The organism is Streptococcus pseudopneumoniae ATCC BAA-960 = CCUG 49455 (assembly GCF_002087075.1).
GTDB lineage: Bacteria > Bacillota > Bacilli > Lactobacillales > Streptococcaceae > Streptococcus > Streptococcus pseudopneumoniae.
In genome coordinates this window covers 1-15,064 of record NZ_MWSM01000020.1, presented here as the reverse complement: position 1 = coordinate 15,064, position 15,064 = coordinate 1, and the positions used below count along the sequence as shown (strand labels likewise).

At 40.8% G+C, this 15,064-nt stretch carries 9 protein-coding genes and 1 pseudogene; 2 read left to right on the top strand and 8 right to left on the bottom strand.

Annotated features, from left to right (window positions below; genetic code table 11):
* Window positions 1–95: 95 nt before the first annotated feature.
* The 3 genes and pseudogenes from glf to B4W83_RS05840 all read right to left on the bottom strand — a co-directional run bounded on the left by glf (window position 96) and on the right by B4W83_RS05840 (window position 5,243).
* The gene (gene glf, locus B4W83_RS05855) at window positions 96–1,196 is read right to left on the bottom strand and encodes a UDP-galactopyranose mutase (RefSeq protein WP_000272518.1); all 1,101 of its coding nucleotides are present in this window, start codon (window positions 1,194–1,196) and stop codon (window positions 96–98) included.
* Between the two features lie 288 nt (window positions 1,197–1,484).
* Window positions 1,485–3,440, bottom strand: a pseudogene (locus B4W83_RS05850) (peptide ABC transporter substrate-binding protein).
* Between the two features lie 195 nt (window positions 3,441–3,635).
* A complete protein-coding gene (locus B4W83_RS05840) occupies window positions 3,636–5,243 on the bottom strand; it encodes a glycoside hydrolase family 13 protein (RefSeq protein ID WP_001156807.1) in 1,608 nt (535 codons plus the stop codon).
* A 152-nt stretch (window positions 5,244–5,395) separates the two neighbouring features.
* Between B4W83_RS05840 and B4W83_RS05835 the strand changes: the two genes are divergently transcribed.
* Both B4W83_RS05835 and B4W83_RS05830 read left to right on the top strand, forming a co-directional pair.
* Entirely contained in the window at window positions 5,396–6,880 is a 1,485-nt protein-coding gene (locus tag B4W83_RS05835; RefSeq protein ID WP_000743635.1) for a DUF1846 domain-containing protein, read from the top strand.
* A gap of 94 nt (window positions 6,881–6,974) precedes the next feature.
* Complete coding sequence (locus tag B4W83_RS05830) at window positions 6,975–7,457, top strand: S-ribosylhomocysteine lyase (protein WP_000032561.1); 483 nt, start codon at window positions 6,975–6,977, stop codon at window positions 7,455–7,457.
* Window positions 7,458–7,752: 295 nt separating this feature from the next.
* On the opposite strand, the gene B4W83_RS05825 is transcribed toward B4W83_RS05830, so the two are convergent.
* The 5 genes from B4W83_RS05825 to rsmH form a co-directional block, all read right to left on the bottom strand.
* The gene (locus B4W83_RS05825) at window positions 7,753–9,858 is read right to left on the bottom strand and encodes an AAA family ATPase (protein ID WP_001063376.1); all 2,106 of its coding nucleotides are present in this window, start codon (window positions 9,856–9,858) and stop codon (window positions 7,753–7,755) included.
* 608 nt (window positions 9,859–10,466) lie between these two features.
* Window positions 10,467–11,447: a phospho-N-acetylmuramoyl-pentapeptide-transferase gene (gene mraY / locus B4W83_RS05820; protein WP_000470827.1), complete on the bottom strand. Its 981-nt coding sequence runs from the start codon at window positions 11,445–11,447 to the stop codon at window positions 10,467–10,469.
* Window position 11,448: 1 nt separating this feature from the next.
* Window positions 11,449–13,701 carry a penicillin-binding protein PBP2X gene (gene pbp2X / locus B4W83_RS05815; protein WP_000872244.1) on the bottom strand — a complete coding sequence of 751 codons (2,253 nt, stop codon included), beginning with the start codon at window positions 13,699–13,701 and terminating at the stop codon, window positions 11,449–11,451.
* A 3-nt stretch (window positions 13,702–13,704) separates the two neighbouring features.
* Window positions 13,705–14,022, bottom strand: coding sequence for a cell division protein FtsL (ftsL, locus tag B4W83_RS05810; protein ID WP_000840840.1), 318 nt, complete (start codon window positions 14,020–14,022; stop codon window positions 13,705–13,707).
* Between the two features lie 11 nt (window positions 14,023–14,033).
* Window positions 14,034–14,984: a 16S rRNA (cytosine(1402)-N(4))-methyltransferase RsmH gene (gene rsmH / locus B4W83_RS05805; protein ID WP_000161988.1), complete on the bottom strand. Its 951-nt coding sequence runs from the start codon at window positions 14,982–14,984 to the stop codon at window positions 14,034–14,036.
* Between the last annotated feature and the right edge of the window lie 80 nt (window positions 14,985–15,064).

Genomic DNA, 15,064 nt, shown 5'->3' with positions numbered 1-15,064 from the left:
GTTGATTTCATATTACTATTATATAATACTTTTTTATTTTAGTTTAGTATAAAAATCTTAAGTAGCAAAGATTCTAAAATAACGGAATCCTTGCATTATTGTCCCAACTCTTCCTCGACCACTTCCAAAGCCCGTTCGATGACCACATGCATGTCGTAGTATTTATAATCTGCTAAACGACCACAGAAAATAACCTTGTCATTTGTTGCCGCTTCTTCCTGATATTTGGAAAATATAGCATTGTTTCTCTCATCATTGATTGGATAATAAGGCTCATCTCCACGTTTCCAATCAGCTGGGTATTCTCGAGTAATAACCGTTTTAGCTTGTGTACCATACTCAAAATGTTTATGCTCAATAATGCGAGTATAAGGAATTTCTCGCTCTGTGTAGTTCACTACAGCATTTCCTTGATAGTTTTCTTCATCAAAAACTTCATGCTCAAAACGAAGACTACGGTATTCTAACTCACCATGTTTATAATCAAAGTATTGGTCAATCATCCCTGTAAAGACAACTTTTTCAGCAGAAGCTTCTAATTCTTGACGATTGGCAAAAAAGTCAAGACCAAGTTCTACTTCCACATCCTTGAGCATATTTTCGATAATGACATTATACCCACCAATTGGAATTCCTTGGTAACGGTCATTGAAATAATTATTATCAAAGGTCAAACGAACTGGTAGACGTTTAATAATAAACGGTGGAAGGTCAGTAGCAGAACGTCCCCATTGCTTTTCAGTATATCCTTTAATCAATTTTTCATAAATATCTGGACCAATCAACTTGATAGCCTGTTCTTCCAAGTTTTTAGGTTCAACGTCCTTCATATGAGCCGTTTGATCAGCAATCTTATCTTTCACTTCTTGAGGAGTTTTTGTACCCCACATAGCATAGAAAGTATTCATATTGAAAGGTAGATTATAAAGGCTACCCTTGTAATTAGCTAGAGGCGAGTTGATATAATTGTTAAACTCAGCGAATTGATTGACATAGTCCCAAACTTTTTTATTAGAAGTATGAAAGATATGGGCACCATATTTATGAACATTAACCCCTTCTACATTCTCACAGTAGATATTTCCACCAATGTGGTCACGTTTATCAATAACTTTTACTTTTTTTCCACGCTTAGTCGCCTCATAAGCAAAAATTGCTCCCGACAAACCAGCACCAACGATTAGATAGTCGTACATAGTCTCTTCCTTATCACTTATCTTTACATCTCCTTAACTATAGTAAAAGAGAGGATCTTTATACTCTTCGAAAATCTCTTCAAAGCACGTCAGCGTCCATCTGCAACCTCAAAACAGTATTTTGAGCTGACTTCCCAGTTACTCTTTGATTTTTATTGAGTATTCGTTTCAATCTATTTTAGCACAAAACAAATCATTTCTCAGTTTTCGATAGCCGAGTGATTTAAAAAGACAAGCACCAAAACTGATGTTTGTCTTTAGGATTTTGCTTGAAAAGGCTATTTCTAACTATTTAACATGTTTTTCTGCTTCTTTTTGGGCTTTTTCGATTGCTTTTTTGCTTTCTTGATCCCATTTGGTCTTAGCTTCTTCAAACTGTTTAGTCGTCACAGTGTCTTTTGCAGTTTCATGTACTTGTAGTTATTGCCATCACCCTTAATACCAGCCAATGAATAGCCTCTTGTAAATGGCGTTACTTTGGTTACAGATGCTGTTCCACCACTTGACATAGCTGACATAATCAGAGAATTATCAATCATCCAAGCCTGTGCTTCAGCATATTTTTCGTAACGTTTGGCTACATCTTTATTTTCACTATCTGCATCTTTAAGTATATTAGTATAGGTATCCAGACCTAGGCTAGTGATTTTTTCCTTATCTTCCTTGGCATCTAGTCCAAAAATCTTAAGGTAGAATCCATCCTCTGCATTGAAAGGATTGAGATAAGTTGATGGATCTTGATAGTCACCTACCCAGCCATCAAAGTTCAAATCATAGTCTCTATCAGCTGCTGTCGGTGCTAAGAAGGCTACATTATTAAAATCATCTGTTGAAAGTTGCTGAACATCAATGACGATGTTATCAGCCCCCAAAACCGACTCAAGGGTCTACTTAACTGAGTTCATGCCTGTCACAGCATTTTTACTTGTCTGATCAACTGCAACATCCAAGTGAATTGGGAAAGTCACACCTTGACTTGCCAATTTTTTTTAGCTTCCGCAAATTTTGCTTGGGCTTTTTCTTTGTTGAAATAGGCATCCTGAGCATCTGCCAGGTTAATACCTGACCATTCTGTTCCGTAGTTGACCAATTTAGAAGCGACTACTTCTCCAAAGGTCTTGTCTCCAACTTGGACAAATGTAGGAGGTACTAGGGTGTTACGAAGAGTCTTGCTAGCTGCTTCTTCCCCATTTGACTGAGCAGAATAGGCTGTGCGGTCCAAGGCAAAGTTCACCGCTTGGCGGAAGTTCTTGTTCAAAACAGCTGTCTCAGTTGACTTCTTCTGCTCATCTGTCGTTTTAGCAGTGTGATTGTAGGCCTTACGGTTAACGTTGAAATTGAAATACCAAGAAGTCTTGTCCTGCAAGCTATAGACGATATTATCCTTATATTTCTCCTTGGTCTTAGCAAAGTTAGAACTATTTGGATAAACCCCAGCGATAGAATAAGCTCCACTTTCAAAGTTACGGATGGTCAATTCTTGGTCTGAACCATCAAAATAGGCCAATTTCACATGTTCAATTGATACTTTGTCATGATCATAGTAATGCGGATTTTTCACATACTCGATTGATGATTTTGATGTGAAATCTTTTAACAAATAAGGTCCGCTGTAGAGAATACTATCTGGAGATAGGGTACCAAAATCTTTCCCTTTTGAGTTTAAAAACTCTTCGTTTACTGGGAAAAGAATACTGTTGGTTGTTTTTGAGTTCCAGTAAGGTTCTGGCCGTGACAAAGTATACTCAACAGTCTGGTCGTCAATGGCCTTCACCCCAACCTTAGAAAAGTCAGAATCCGCTCCTGTAAAATAATCAGTCAAGCCCTTAATCGAGTTTTGAATCAAGTCAATGGCCTGTGATTTATTATCCACTGCGTACTTGATACCTGTCACAAAATCTTGTGCCTTAACTGGGGCGTACTCTTCACCGTCAGCCGTGAACCATTTGGCACTTTTCTCAATTTGTAAGTATAAGTCAGACCGCCGCTTGAAACAGACCAGTCCTCTGCTAAAGACGGAACTAGATTTCCGTAATTGTCATTTTCAAGCAAACCATCAACTAGGTTGGTAATGATGGCTGTATTATCAGCGTAGTAGTCTAACAAGTAGTTAAATGCAGTTGGATTTCCACTAAAGGTTGATGAGTAAGTTTTTGTATCTGAACCTGATTGTCCGCAAGCAGCTAAAAGCAAGGCAAATGCAAAAGTCAGGCCTGCACTAAGGACACTCTTTTTTGTATTCATCTCCCTTCTACTTTATGTTAGTTTTTGTAACATAGGTTTGTTTTACCAAAATAGTGGAAATTTGTAAAGTTAATTGAATTTCGAGAATGAAAGTTTATAAACCTTGGTTATAAAAAACAAAGGATTTCTGCCTTTTCATACAGCCCTCCCTTGTTTTTATGCGATTTCAATTTTAAATTTTTCTGTAAAAAATATTTATAGTAATTCCACACAGAAAGCATCCCATGGAGCTAAGATTTGTTTTTCAAAGACTTCTTGAGCTAGGGTGTTTTCAATCAAGACAGATTTGACATTTCCTTCTACTACAAAGACTTGCTCTTCATTGGACAAGTTAGCCACAACTAGGAAACGACGGTCGCCATCTTTACGGATATAGGCGAAGACCTTATCAGCCGTATCAAGCAATTCAAAGTCAGCTCGAATCAGCCAGCTGTTCTCCTTACGGATTTGGACCAAGTTCTGATAAGTATAGAAAATAGAATCTGGATTTGCCAGCGCTTCTTGAACGTTGATTGCTTGATAGTTTGGATTCACTGCCAACCAAGGTTGACCTGTTGAGAAACCAGCGTTTTTGCTCTCGTCCCATTGCATAGGGGTACGGGCATTGTCACGTCCAATGACACGTATACTGTCCATGATTTCTTCCAGCGAAACACCTTTTTCAAGAGCTTCACGCGCATAATTGAGGGATTCAATATCTTCTACTTGATCCAGCGTTTCAAACGGATAGTTGGTCATCCCAATCTCCTCACCTTGGTAGATATAAGGAGTTCCTCTCATAATATGAAGCAAGATTGCAAAGGCTTTGGCAGATTTTTCGCGGTATTCTTGGTCATTTCCCCAGATTGAGACAATACGAGGGAGGTCATGGTTGTTCCAGAAGAGGGAATTCCAGCCGTCCTCAACTCCTAACTCTGTCTGCCATTTGTTGAAGATTTCTTTTAACTTAGCGATATTCAGCTCTTTTTGATAGTGCCATTTAGGCTGACCTTCCTGATACTGAAGACCGATATGTTCAAAATGGAAGACCATAGACAATTCTTGCCCCTTTGGGTCAGAGTAGAGCTTGGCAATCTCTGGCGTTGCTCCCCAGGTTTCCCCTACTGTCAAGAGATTCTTAGCTCCAAAGGTGGCCTGATTCATTTCCTTGAGATAGGGGTGAAGCATAGGACCATTATTGACTACCTTCTCGTCAGGAATTTTGCCAATCATGTCAATAACATCCATACGGAAACCACCAATACCTTTATCAATCCAGAAGTCCATCATATCATAAATTTTCTGGCGAAGTTTTTCATTTTCCCAGTTGAGATCCGGCTGTTTCTTACTGAAAAAGTGGAGATAGTATTGACCTGACTTTTCATCGTATTCCCAAGCAGACCCACTAAAGATAGAATCTAGGTCATTGGGTTCATCGCGCCAGATATAGTAGTCTCGCTCAGGGCTATTAGGATTTTCACAGGCCTCTACAAACCAAGCATGTTCATCCGAGGTATGATTGACCACCAAGTCCATGATGATACGAATATCACGCTTCTTAGCTTCCGCAATCAGTTGATCCATATCCTCCATGGTTCCAAAAATCGTTGCAATCGCTTGATAATCAGCAATATCGTAGCCATTATCATCCATAGGGCTGTCATAAACGGGAGAAAGCCAAATCGCTGTAATCCCTAGCTTGGCTAGATAGTCTAACTTACTGGTAATTCCTGGCAAATCGCCAATTCCATCTCCGTTGCTGTCCATGAAACTCTTTGGATAAACTTGATAAACTACGGCATTGTGCCACCATTTTTCTTGCATCTTCTTACCTCATTATTTTAATAATCTATAGTCTATGATAGCGCTTTTCAGATTTTTATGCAAGCGTTCGCCTAATCTTTTTGATTCCTTTTTTAACTCCGTAGTTTCCTAACTTCCAATTTTTTATTATAATAGAGGTCAGAGGTAAAAAAATGAAAAAACAAGCTTTTAGTTCTGAACGATATTTGAATTTACAACGCGACCATATTTTGGAACGCATTAACCAATTTGACGGCAAACTCTACTTAGAATTTGGCGGTAAAATGTTAGAAGATTTCCACGCTGCTCGTGTACTTCCTGGTTATGAACCTGACAACAAAATCAAGCTCTTGCAAGAATTGAAAGAGCAGGTTGAGGTTGTGATTGCCATTAATGCTAGCAACATTGAACATTCCAAAGCACGTGGCGACTTAGGCATTTCTTATGACCAAGAAGTTCTTCGTTTGATTGACAAATTCAATGAATTAGGGATTTTTGTCGGCTCCGTTGTCATTACACAATACGCTGGCCAACCCGCTGCAGATGCCTTCCGCAACCAACTTGAGAAAAACGGAATTGATTCTTATCTTCATTATCCAATCAAAGGATATCCGACGGATATGGATCACATCATTTCCCCAGAAGGCATGGGCAAAAACGACTACATCAAAACCAGTCGCAACTTGATTGTCGTAACCGCTCCTGGACCCGGTTCTGGAAAATTGGCAACGTGTATGTCCAATATGTACCACGACCAAATCAATGGCATCAAGTCTGGCTACGCTAAATTTGAAACCTTCCCTGTTTGGAATCTTCCCCTTCATCACCCAGTTAACTTGGCTTATGAAGCTGCCACAGCTGACCTTGATGATGTCAACATGATTGACCCCTTCCATCTTCAAACCTATGGAGAAACCACTGTCAACTACAACCGTGATATCGAAATCTTCCCAGTGCTCAAGCGCATGTTGGAACGTATTCTCGGAAAATCACCATACGCTTCACCGACAGATATGGGTGTCAACATGGTTGGTTTCGCTATTACAGATGACGAGGCTGCTGTCGAAGCTTCTAAACAAGAAATCATCCGCCGTTACTATCAAACAGTTCTTGACTTCAAAGCTGAAAAAGTTGGCGAAGCTGCCGTCAAGAAAATTGAGTTGCTCATGAACGACCTCGGTATCACACCTGCAGACCGTAAGGTTGCTGTCGTTGCGCGCCAAAAAGCAGAAGAAACTGGTGGACCAGCCCTAGCCTTTGAATTGCCAAATGGGGAAATCGTCACTGGTAAGAACTCAGAACTCTTTGGCCCTACAGCCGCTGCCTTGATCAACGCCATCAAAAAATCAGCTGACATCGCTAAAGAAGTAAAACTAATCGAGCCTGAAGTTGTTAAGCCAATCCAAGGTCTTAAAATCGATCATCTCGGTAGCCACAATCCACGCCTTCATTCAAATGAAATCCTGATTGCACTTGCTATCACAGCTACAGAAAATCCTGATGCTGCCCGCGCTATGGAAGAACTCGGCAACCTCAAAGGAAGCGAAGCCCACTCAACCATCATCTTGACTGATGAAGACAAGAATGTCCTTCGTAAACTGGGTATCAACGTAACCTTTGACCCATACTACCAATACGACCGCTTATATCGTAAGTAAAGATTTCAACCTCTCCAGCCTCGGAGAGGTTTTCTCTCTGTCTCAGGAGCAACCTTTATGATATAATGAGAGAAGAAAACTGAAAGGATTTACCATGTCAAAAGAAGTTATTGTCGAAAGTTTTGAACTTGACCACACCATTGTCAAAGCACCCTATGTTCGCTTGATTGGGGAAGAAACAGGGCCAAAGGGAGATGTCATCTCCAATTATGATATTCGTTTAGTGCAACCCAATGAAGACTCGATCCCTACTGCCGGCCTTCACACTATCGAGCACCTCTTAGCCAAACTCATCCGTACCCGCATTGACGGCATGATTGACTGTTCACCATTTGGTTGCCGCACAGGCTTCCACATGATTATGTGGGGACGTCACGCCAGTGCTAAAATCGCAGCTGTTATCAAGGATTCGCTCAAGGAAATCGCTGAAACTACTACTTGGGAAGATGTCCCAGGGACAACCATCGAATCTTGCGGAAACTACAAGGACCACAGCCTCTTCTCTGCTAAAGAATGGGCAAAACTCATCTTGGAACAAGGGATTTCAGATGATGCCTTTGAACGTCATGTGATTTAAAATCGAGTAGGGGATAATCTCTAGCCCCTCTCACACCACCGCACGTGCCGTTCGGCATACGGCGGTTCAACTAACTTTTAACGCATGTCGTTCAAGGTAATAATCCAAACACGAAACCAGTCCACGTTTTTCCAGGACTGGTTTTGATATAGCACGTTTAAGTACCGACTTCTGAGCTACTATAGTAGACTGAAACTAGAATAGTACACCTCTACTACACGACATGCCCGTCATACCTCAAAAGGAACCAGTTTTTTTCAGCTGGCTCCTTCTTTTTTATCCTCAAAATTCTGTCTTAGACTTTCTCACGAATAACCAAAACGCCATCTTCCATATCTGCTTCCAGATGTTTAGCATCTAAATGATCCAAGTGGAAGTCTGTCACCTTATCACGAATTTCTTGTTCAACCACGCGACGGAGAGGACGAACCCCCATGACTTCGTCGTAACCTTCTTCTGTGATATAATCTTTAGCCGCTTGACTAACTACCAAGTCAATGTCTTTCTTAGCCAAGGTTTGGTTAACTTCAGCCAACATCAAATCTACAATCTTAGAAAGATCTTCCTTAGTCAAGTGTGAGAACTCGATGACTGCATTAAAGCGGTTGAGGAGTTCTGGACGGAAGAAGGGGTTCAAACGGTCCATCAATTCTGGTTTATCCGCATCTTCTGTCAAGTTGGCTTCATAGCCAAATCCAGCATTTGAGGTCGCAATAATGACAGTGTTCTTGAAGTTTACTGTATTTCCTTGACCATCTGTCAAACGACCATCATCTAGAACTTGGAGGAGAAGGGTAATAACTTGAGGGTCAGCCTTTTCAATTTCATCCAAGAGAATGATAGAGTATGGATTGCGACGAACACGTTCTGTTAAGGTATTGCTATTGTCATCATAACCCACATAGCCTGCTGTTGTACCAATTAGCTTAGAAACAGCTGTGCGGTCACTGTATTCAGACATATCCAAACGGATAATCGCATCCTGGGTTCCAAACATATCGAGTGCCAATTGCTTAGCAAGCTCCGTCTTACCAACCCCAGTAGACCCTACAAAGAGGAAGCTGCCGATTGGGCGATTTCCTTCATCAAAACCAGCACGGTTACGACGGATAGCACGAGCTACAGCTTCTACGGCCTTATCTTGACCAATCACCTTGTCTTGCAAGCGATGAGCCATATCTTTCAAACGTTCGATATCTGAAGCTCCCATTTGCGATACTGGGATACCTGTCATTCGTTCCACAGATTCAGCCACATCGTTGACACTTGCAGTCACTTTCATATCTTCTGTGTGGTTTTCGATTTTCTTTTCCAATTCTGCAATGCGTGTTTTATAGTTTAGAGCTGCTTCAAAATCTTCTGCTTCAACTGCTTTTTCTTGCTTGTCTTTTTCCGTTTCGATTTCTCGTTCAACAGCATGCACATCTGTTACTGGATGTTGAGCAGCCAAGTGAGCAGCCGTTACATCGACAAGGTCAATAGCCTTATCTGGCAAGCTACGTTGAGGAATGTATTGAACAGAATAATCCACCGCTGCTTTCAAGACTTCGTCTGGCAAGATGACATTGTGGTGTTGTTGATAGAGATCACGAATGCCTTGAAGAATTTTAAAAGTATTCTCTGCTGAAGGAGCATTGACCTTCACTTCGTTGAAACGACGAGCAAGAGCAGCATTCTTAAAGATGGTGTTACGGTATTCGTCTTGAGTTGTTGCCCCAATCACTGTCAATTCTCCACGAGAGAGAGCTGGCTTGAGAATATCCGCAAGTCCTTTAGAACCACTGTCTCCACCAGTGCTACCAGCACCAAGAATTTGGTGAATTTCATCAAAGAAGAGGATAATATTCCCTGCTTCTTTCACTTCATTGACTAAGTTTTGGACATTTTCTTCAAAGCTACCACGGTATTGAGTACCAGCCTCAAGACCTGAGATATCAATAGAAATAATTTCCTTGTTCTTGATAGCAGCAGGAACATCTCCGTTCACAATGGCTTGCGCTAGACCTTCGACAACTGCTGTCTTACCAACACCTGCATCTCCGACCAAAACAGGATTGTTCTTGGTGCGGCGTGAGAGGATTTCAGATGTTTCTTGAATTTCCTTGTTTCGTCCGATAACAGGATCCAACTTGCCCTCACGCGCTTCTGCTGTCAAGTTTCGACCTAGTTTTGCAAGGACACCGTCTTGTTTCATACCTGATGCCTGTTGTGGCATTTGCACATCAGTTTCTGCATTTCCTGGTAATTGACCAGTCGCACGATAGTGAGCAAATTCCTCAGGTGTGACTTCGCGTCCATTAATTAAGTAACGGCGATTTTCAGAACTGTATCCTCGCATACCACCCATCAATTGGTTAAATAAATCATCCATGTTATTAAAATTATTAAAATTGTTATTCATATTCTTTACCTCTTTTTGTTTACTTAATTATGATTACTGATATTGACTATCTTTGACCTTTGTTTTAAAAAATTTAGACTAGCTAAACCGCTACCCTACGTACTATTTCTGGTTTTTCTTTTTCAAGCAGGAGTAGACTATCTTTACTTCTGAAGATTTCTAGATGAAACATAGACCCACCTCTTTCTATTTTACTTTAAATAAGTGTTCTAGTAAGGCTTTCATTTACCTTACGTTCATAATATACTACATTGGTCAGAAAAGGTCAAGAGCTTTGACTTTAACTGACCAATATTTTTTTACACTCTTCGAAAACCTCTTCAAACCACATCAGCTTCTCCTTATCTACAATCTCAAAACCGTGTTTTGAGCTGACTTCGTCAGTTCTATCAACCATCTCAAAACTGTATAGTGAAATGAAATAAGAACAGGACAAATCAATCAGGACAGTCAAATCGATTTCTAACAATATTTTAGAAGTAGATGTGTACTATTCTAGTTTCAATCTACTATATTTTGAGCAGTCTAAAGTTAGCTTTCTAGTTTGTTCTTTGATTTTCATTGTGTATTTAAACACAAAAACACCCTGAAACATCAGGGTGCCATTCTTACATCAAATACAAAATTGCGAGGGTCAGGAGACTTGCTAGAAGCCCAACTCCCCAAAAGAAGAAGTCAACCTTCCACTCGCTCCAAGGATTTCCTTTACCAGACAATCCCCCAAGCTCAAAATGGTGATGTACAGGCGTCATACGGAAAATACGTTTACCACCTGTCAGTTTGAAATAACTGACTTGCATCATAACAGAAGTTGTTTCAAAAACATACACAATTCCGATAATCAAGAGAGTCCATTCTTGGTGGAGAGCCATAGAGATAGCTGCCAGCATCCCACCTAGTGCCAAACTTCCCACATCACCCATAAAGACCTTGGCAGGCTTATGGTTAAAGATGAAGAAACCGAGCAAACCACCAATCATGGCAAGAATCACTAGAAGAATATCCATCTGACCTTGCACATAGGCAATAACTCCATAGGCAGACAAACTAATCACAACGGAAATACTAGCTAAACCGTCAACACCGTCTGTCAAGTTTACTGCGTTTGAAAAACCGACTAGCCAGAAAAGAGCGAAGAAAATATAGAAAAATCCCAAATGAACTGGATAACCAAAGACAGACAGGATATCGCCACCGCGCTCATAGAAAAGATAGAAGATAACTCCACCTAGAAGCTGAAGAGCTAATTTTTGCTTAGGATTAAGCCCCTCATTGATTTTACGAAAGACCTTGAGAAAGTCATCTAAAAATCCGACCAAGCCATACAAGACCAAGATGAACAAAATCATTCCCACATTATTGCTGAATTGGCTACTAAATAGGGCGAAAAAGAAAGCAAGCAAAACAGAAGTAATCAAGAAAACCAAACCTCCCATTGTAGGAGTCCCAGCTTTTGCCTGATGCTGTTTGACATCTTCATGCATCTGCTGGCCTGTAATTTGCGCCTTTCTATAAAATTGGATAAAGGCCGGAATTCCTACTAAAGTTAGTAAAAATGTCACAATTCCAGCACTGATGGAAATAAACATATTAGTCTCCTAAAGTTAATGTAATTTTTTTAATGTCCTTGATAGCTGTGTTAGCACGAACATCTTGCTTCTGCACAGTAGAGCCCGAACCTTGAAATTCAAGTTCTATATTGAGCCACTTAGCAAGGGTCTCAGCAGTCTCCTTTGTCCAACCATACATATCTGGAACTTCCTCTACTTTATCAGATAAGATAAGGACTTGCTGGTTCGGGGCAAGATTCTTCCCTTCTTCAGCAGAACTGTTTTTAATCTTCGTTCCTGTTCCCACAACGATGGGTTGTACAAGATTGCGACGCAATTCTTCTGCTAAATCACCAGGTGAAATATCCTTGACACTAGGCATAGGATAAGGACTTTGTTGACTTACTTGCTCCAAAGCTTTAGCTGTTGTTTGAAGATTGAGAGATTCTTTCATAGCTGAAGCCCGCTCCAAGATTGGGTTGGCAAATTCTCCCAATTGGATACCTGAATAATGTTCAGGCTGTTGAACCGTTACATACAAGATAAAATCAGGATTTTCAGCAGGGTTCATAGCTACAACCGAGAAAATGTAGTTGGTAGAACCAACCAAGTAGCCTCCATTTTTCTCGTCAGCAATCTGAGCCGTACCAGACTTGAGGGCTACATTTTGCCCAGGAACAGTTACAGTTGGCTTGCCTGTGCTGTGGTTATACATGGTTCCATAAACCGGATCCGTCCCTACCAAAACCATGTTAGTCCGAGTTAGACTAGCTGCATCTTTAGAAACAGGATTTCCCACAATTTCTTTTTGAGATTTCCGAGCAGTTTGATCATTTGGATCATAAATGGCACTAATAAATTTAGGCTCCAGCATGACACCGTCATTAGCAATGGCTGTAAAGGCACGAATCATTTGCGTCTGGGTCACTGAAATCCCTTGTCCAAATGAGCTTTGCGCAATGTTGACAATATTATCCGCAGGAAGCTGACCAGCATACTCATCCGTCAAACCGAAACGGGTCGGAACACCAAATTTAAAACGATTAAGATAATCAAGCCAGGTAGCATCTCCCATCTTTTGCTCAAGGAGGGTCATCCCAACGTTACTTGAGTGTGCAAAACCTTGAGAAAAAGTCATCATTCTGCCACCAGTCAATCCTTCATTAACGTCCCAATCTCGAATCGTGGCATCTGCAATTTTTAACTCACTACTATTAAAGACTTCTCCTCCTGGAAAGGTATTATTATCAATAGCAGCAGCCAACATCATCACTTTCATAGTGGAACCTGGCTCATAGTTACTTTGATAAAGAATATCACGCCAGACAAAGTCCTTAGTGATTCCTTCCTTAGTATCGGCATCAAAGGTTGGTCGTTGCGTTGTTGCCAGAATTTCCCCTGTTTTAGCACTGACCAAAGTCGCTGTCATGTACTTTCCTTTTACCTTCTCTTGAAAAGCATCCATCTGGGTTTCCATAAAGGACTGGAGAGGGCTGGAAATGGTTGTATAAACATCCTTGCCATCTACCGTTTGTTGGGAAACTTGTTCTGTTCCAGGTACAATATTACCCAGACGATCCTTTTCATAGGTAATAATGCCGTCTGTCCCTGCAAGAATACTGTTCAAGGAACTCTCCATTCCAGAGGTTCCCAGCAAGCTCTTGCTTCCATCTTCATTTTCATGTAGCTGAGCTAATCCGATAAAACTAGAAGCAAATTGTCCGTTTGGGTAACTACGATTGGGACTGGTTGTAAAATCAATCCCCTTGACCTCTGCAGTTTCCAACTCTTTTTTGATAGTCATCATATTGGCATAGGTAATCCCATTTCCCTTTGCTCCAAAAGAAACTTGCTTGAGATTAGGTTGCGAGAGTTGCTCTCTTACATAAGATTCTTCCATGTCCAGATACTTATGAAAGACCTCTGCAACCTTGTTAAATTGTGTTTTTTCTACGTAAAGAATCTTACCCGTTGCTGACTTATAGTTCTCATCAATAACCGCATAGACATTATAAGATGTCGCATCCTCAGCAATAGGGACTCCATTTCGGTCATAAATAGTCCCACGTTTGGCAGGAACTGTACGGGTGGTTTGATGAACCTTCTTAGCTTCCCTCGCTAAATCTGTTCCAAAGCGAGTGCCCGTCCCAATAATGACCGCAAAATTGACTAAAAAAACGGCAAAAACAAAGACAGATAATAAACTCAGACTTTTTCCAACTCTGCGTCTGTTTTCAGCCGGCGATTTCCGATTTTTGGTCGCATAACGGATTACTTTTTTTGTCCACTTCATATCTTACTCCGCTATTCGAATATTTTCATTGTTTAATTGCAAATCGTGTGAATTGGCAATTTCTTTCAAACGTTCTGCACGTAATAGTTCATTGACCTCTTGCTTGGCATCGTCCAATTCGGTCTTCTTTTCCTCTATCTGCGCATTGATTTTTGTCAAATCATTCTGCACTTGCAAGAGCTTGGTCTGCATAAAAATAATACTAATGGCTACAATAAGAGTGGTTACAGCAATGGAAAAGTAAAAAGCTTTTTCCACACGCGAAAACCGTTTAAGTTGCATCTGTAGTATTTGACCTGTTTTTTCCATTCTTTCTGCCATCATTTTTCCTCTTACTTGTGAATTTTTCTGGCCACGCGCAACTTGGCTGAGTGCGAGCGGTTATTGGCTTCTAATTCTTCTGCACTTGGCAAGATTGGCTTACGGGATACCAATTCCATCTTGGGCTTGAGATCATCTGGGATGAAAGGCAAACCTTTTGGAACTTCAACTGTTGAAGCTTCCTTAAACAATTGCTTGGTCAAGCGGTCTTCCAAGGAATGAAAGGTAATCACTGAAATTCTACCATCCAGAGTCAACATATCCATAGACTGCTGGATGGACTCATCTGCCGCTCCCAGTTCATCATTGACTTCAATTCGAATAGCCTGGAAAATCTGCTTAGCAGGATGGCCCTTCTTCTTGAGTTCCTTGGCAGGTTTGGCCGACTTGATAATTTCTGCCAATTCAGTCGTAGTCTCGATTGGCTTAACTTCACGTGCTTGTTCAATCTTACGCGCAATCTGTTTAGAGAATTTGTCCTCTCCATACTTGAAGAAAATACGAACCAAGTCATGATAGTCATAGTGGTTCACCACTTCATAGGCTGTCAGGCTAGCATCCTGATTCATCCGCATGTCCAGTGGCGCATCCTTTTTATAAGAAAAACCACGCTCACGCTGGTCCAATTGAGGACTAGACACTCCCAAGTCATAACAAATTCCATCAATTTCCTGAACACCAGCTTCGCGCAAACGTGCCTGTAAATGACGGAAGTTATCCTTGATAAAGGTCACCATTCCCTTCTCAATGTAAGGTGCCAAGCGTTTTTGCGCATTGTCAATGGCATTCTGGTCCTGGTCAAAGGCATAGAGATGGCCTTTTTCACTTAATTTACTTAATAAATACTCGCTATGGCCTGCTCCACCCAAAGTCGCATCAACGTAGATACCGTCGGGCTTTACGTCAAGCATATCAATCGTTTCGTGAAGTAAGACCGTTACATGATGAAATTTTTTTGTCATATCTTATCTATTTTACCACAAATCCGACCAGCTTGCACTTGTCAGACAAATAGGATAAGGAGGCCAAATTTCAAGTTCAA

What these genes read in the sequence shown, in the direction of transcription:
- mraY (WP_000470827.1), bottom strand. Translation starts at nt 11,447, where the DNA reads ATGTTTATTTCCATCAGTGCTGGAATTGTGACATTTTTACTAACTTTA.
- glf (WP_000272518.1), bottom strand. Translation starts at nt 1,196, where the DNA reads ATGTACGACTATCTAATCGTTGGTGCTGGTTTGTCGGGAGCAATTTTT.
- pbp2X (WP_000872244.1), bottom strand. Translation starts at nt 13,701, where the DNA reads ATGAAGTGGACAAAAAAAGTAATCCGTTATGCGACCAAAAATCGGAAA.
- rsmH (WP_000161988.1), bottom strand. Translation starts at nt 14,984, where the DNA reads ATGACAAAAAAATTTCATCATGTAACGGTCTTACTTCACGAAACGATT.
- B4W83_RS05835 (WP_000743635.1), top strand. Translation starts at nt 5,396, where the DNA reads ATGAAAAAACAAGCTTTTAGTTCTGAACGATATTTGAATTTACAACGC.
- B4W83_RS05830 (WP_000032561.1), top strand. Translation starts at nt 6,975, where the DNA reads ATGTCAAAAGAAGTTATTGTCGAAAGTTTTGAACTTGACCACACCATT.
- B4W83_RS05840 (WP_001156807.1), bottom strand. Translation starts at nt 5,243, where the DNA reads ATGCAAGAAAAATGGTGGCACAATGCCGTAGTTTATCAAGTTTATCCA.
- ftsL (WP_000840840.1), bottom strand. Translation starts at nt 14,022, where the DNA reads ATGGCAGAAAGAATGGAAAAAACAGGTCAAATACTACAGATGCAACTT.
- B4W83_RS05825 (WP_001063376.1), bottom strand. Translation starts at nt 9,858, where the DNA reads ATGAATAACAATTTTAATAATTTTAATAACATGGATGATTTATTTAAC.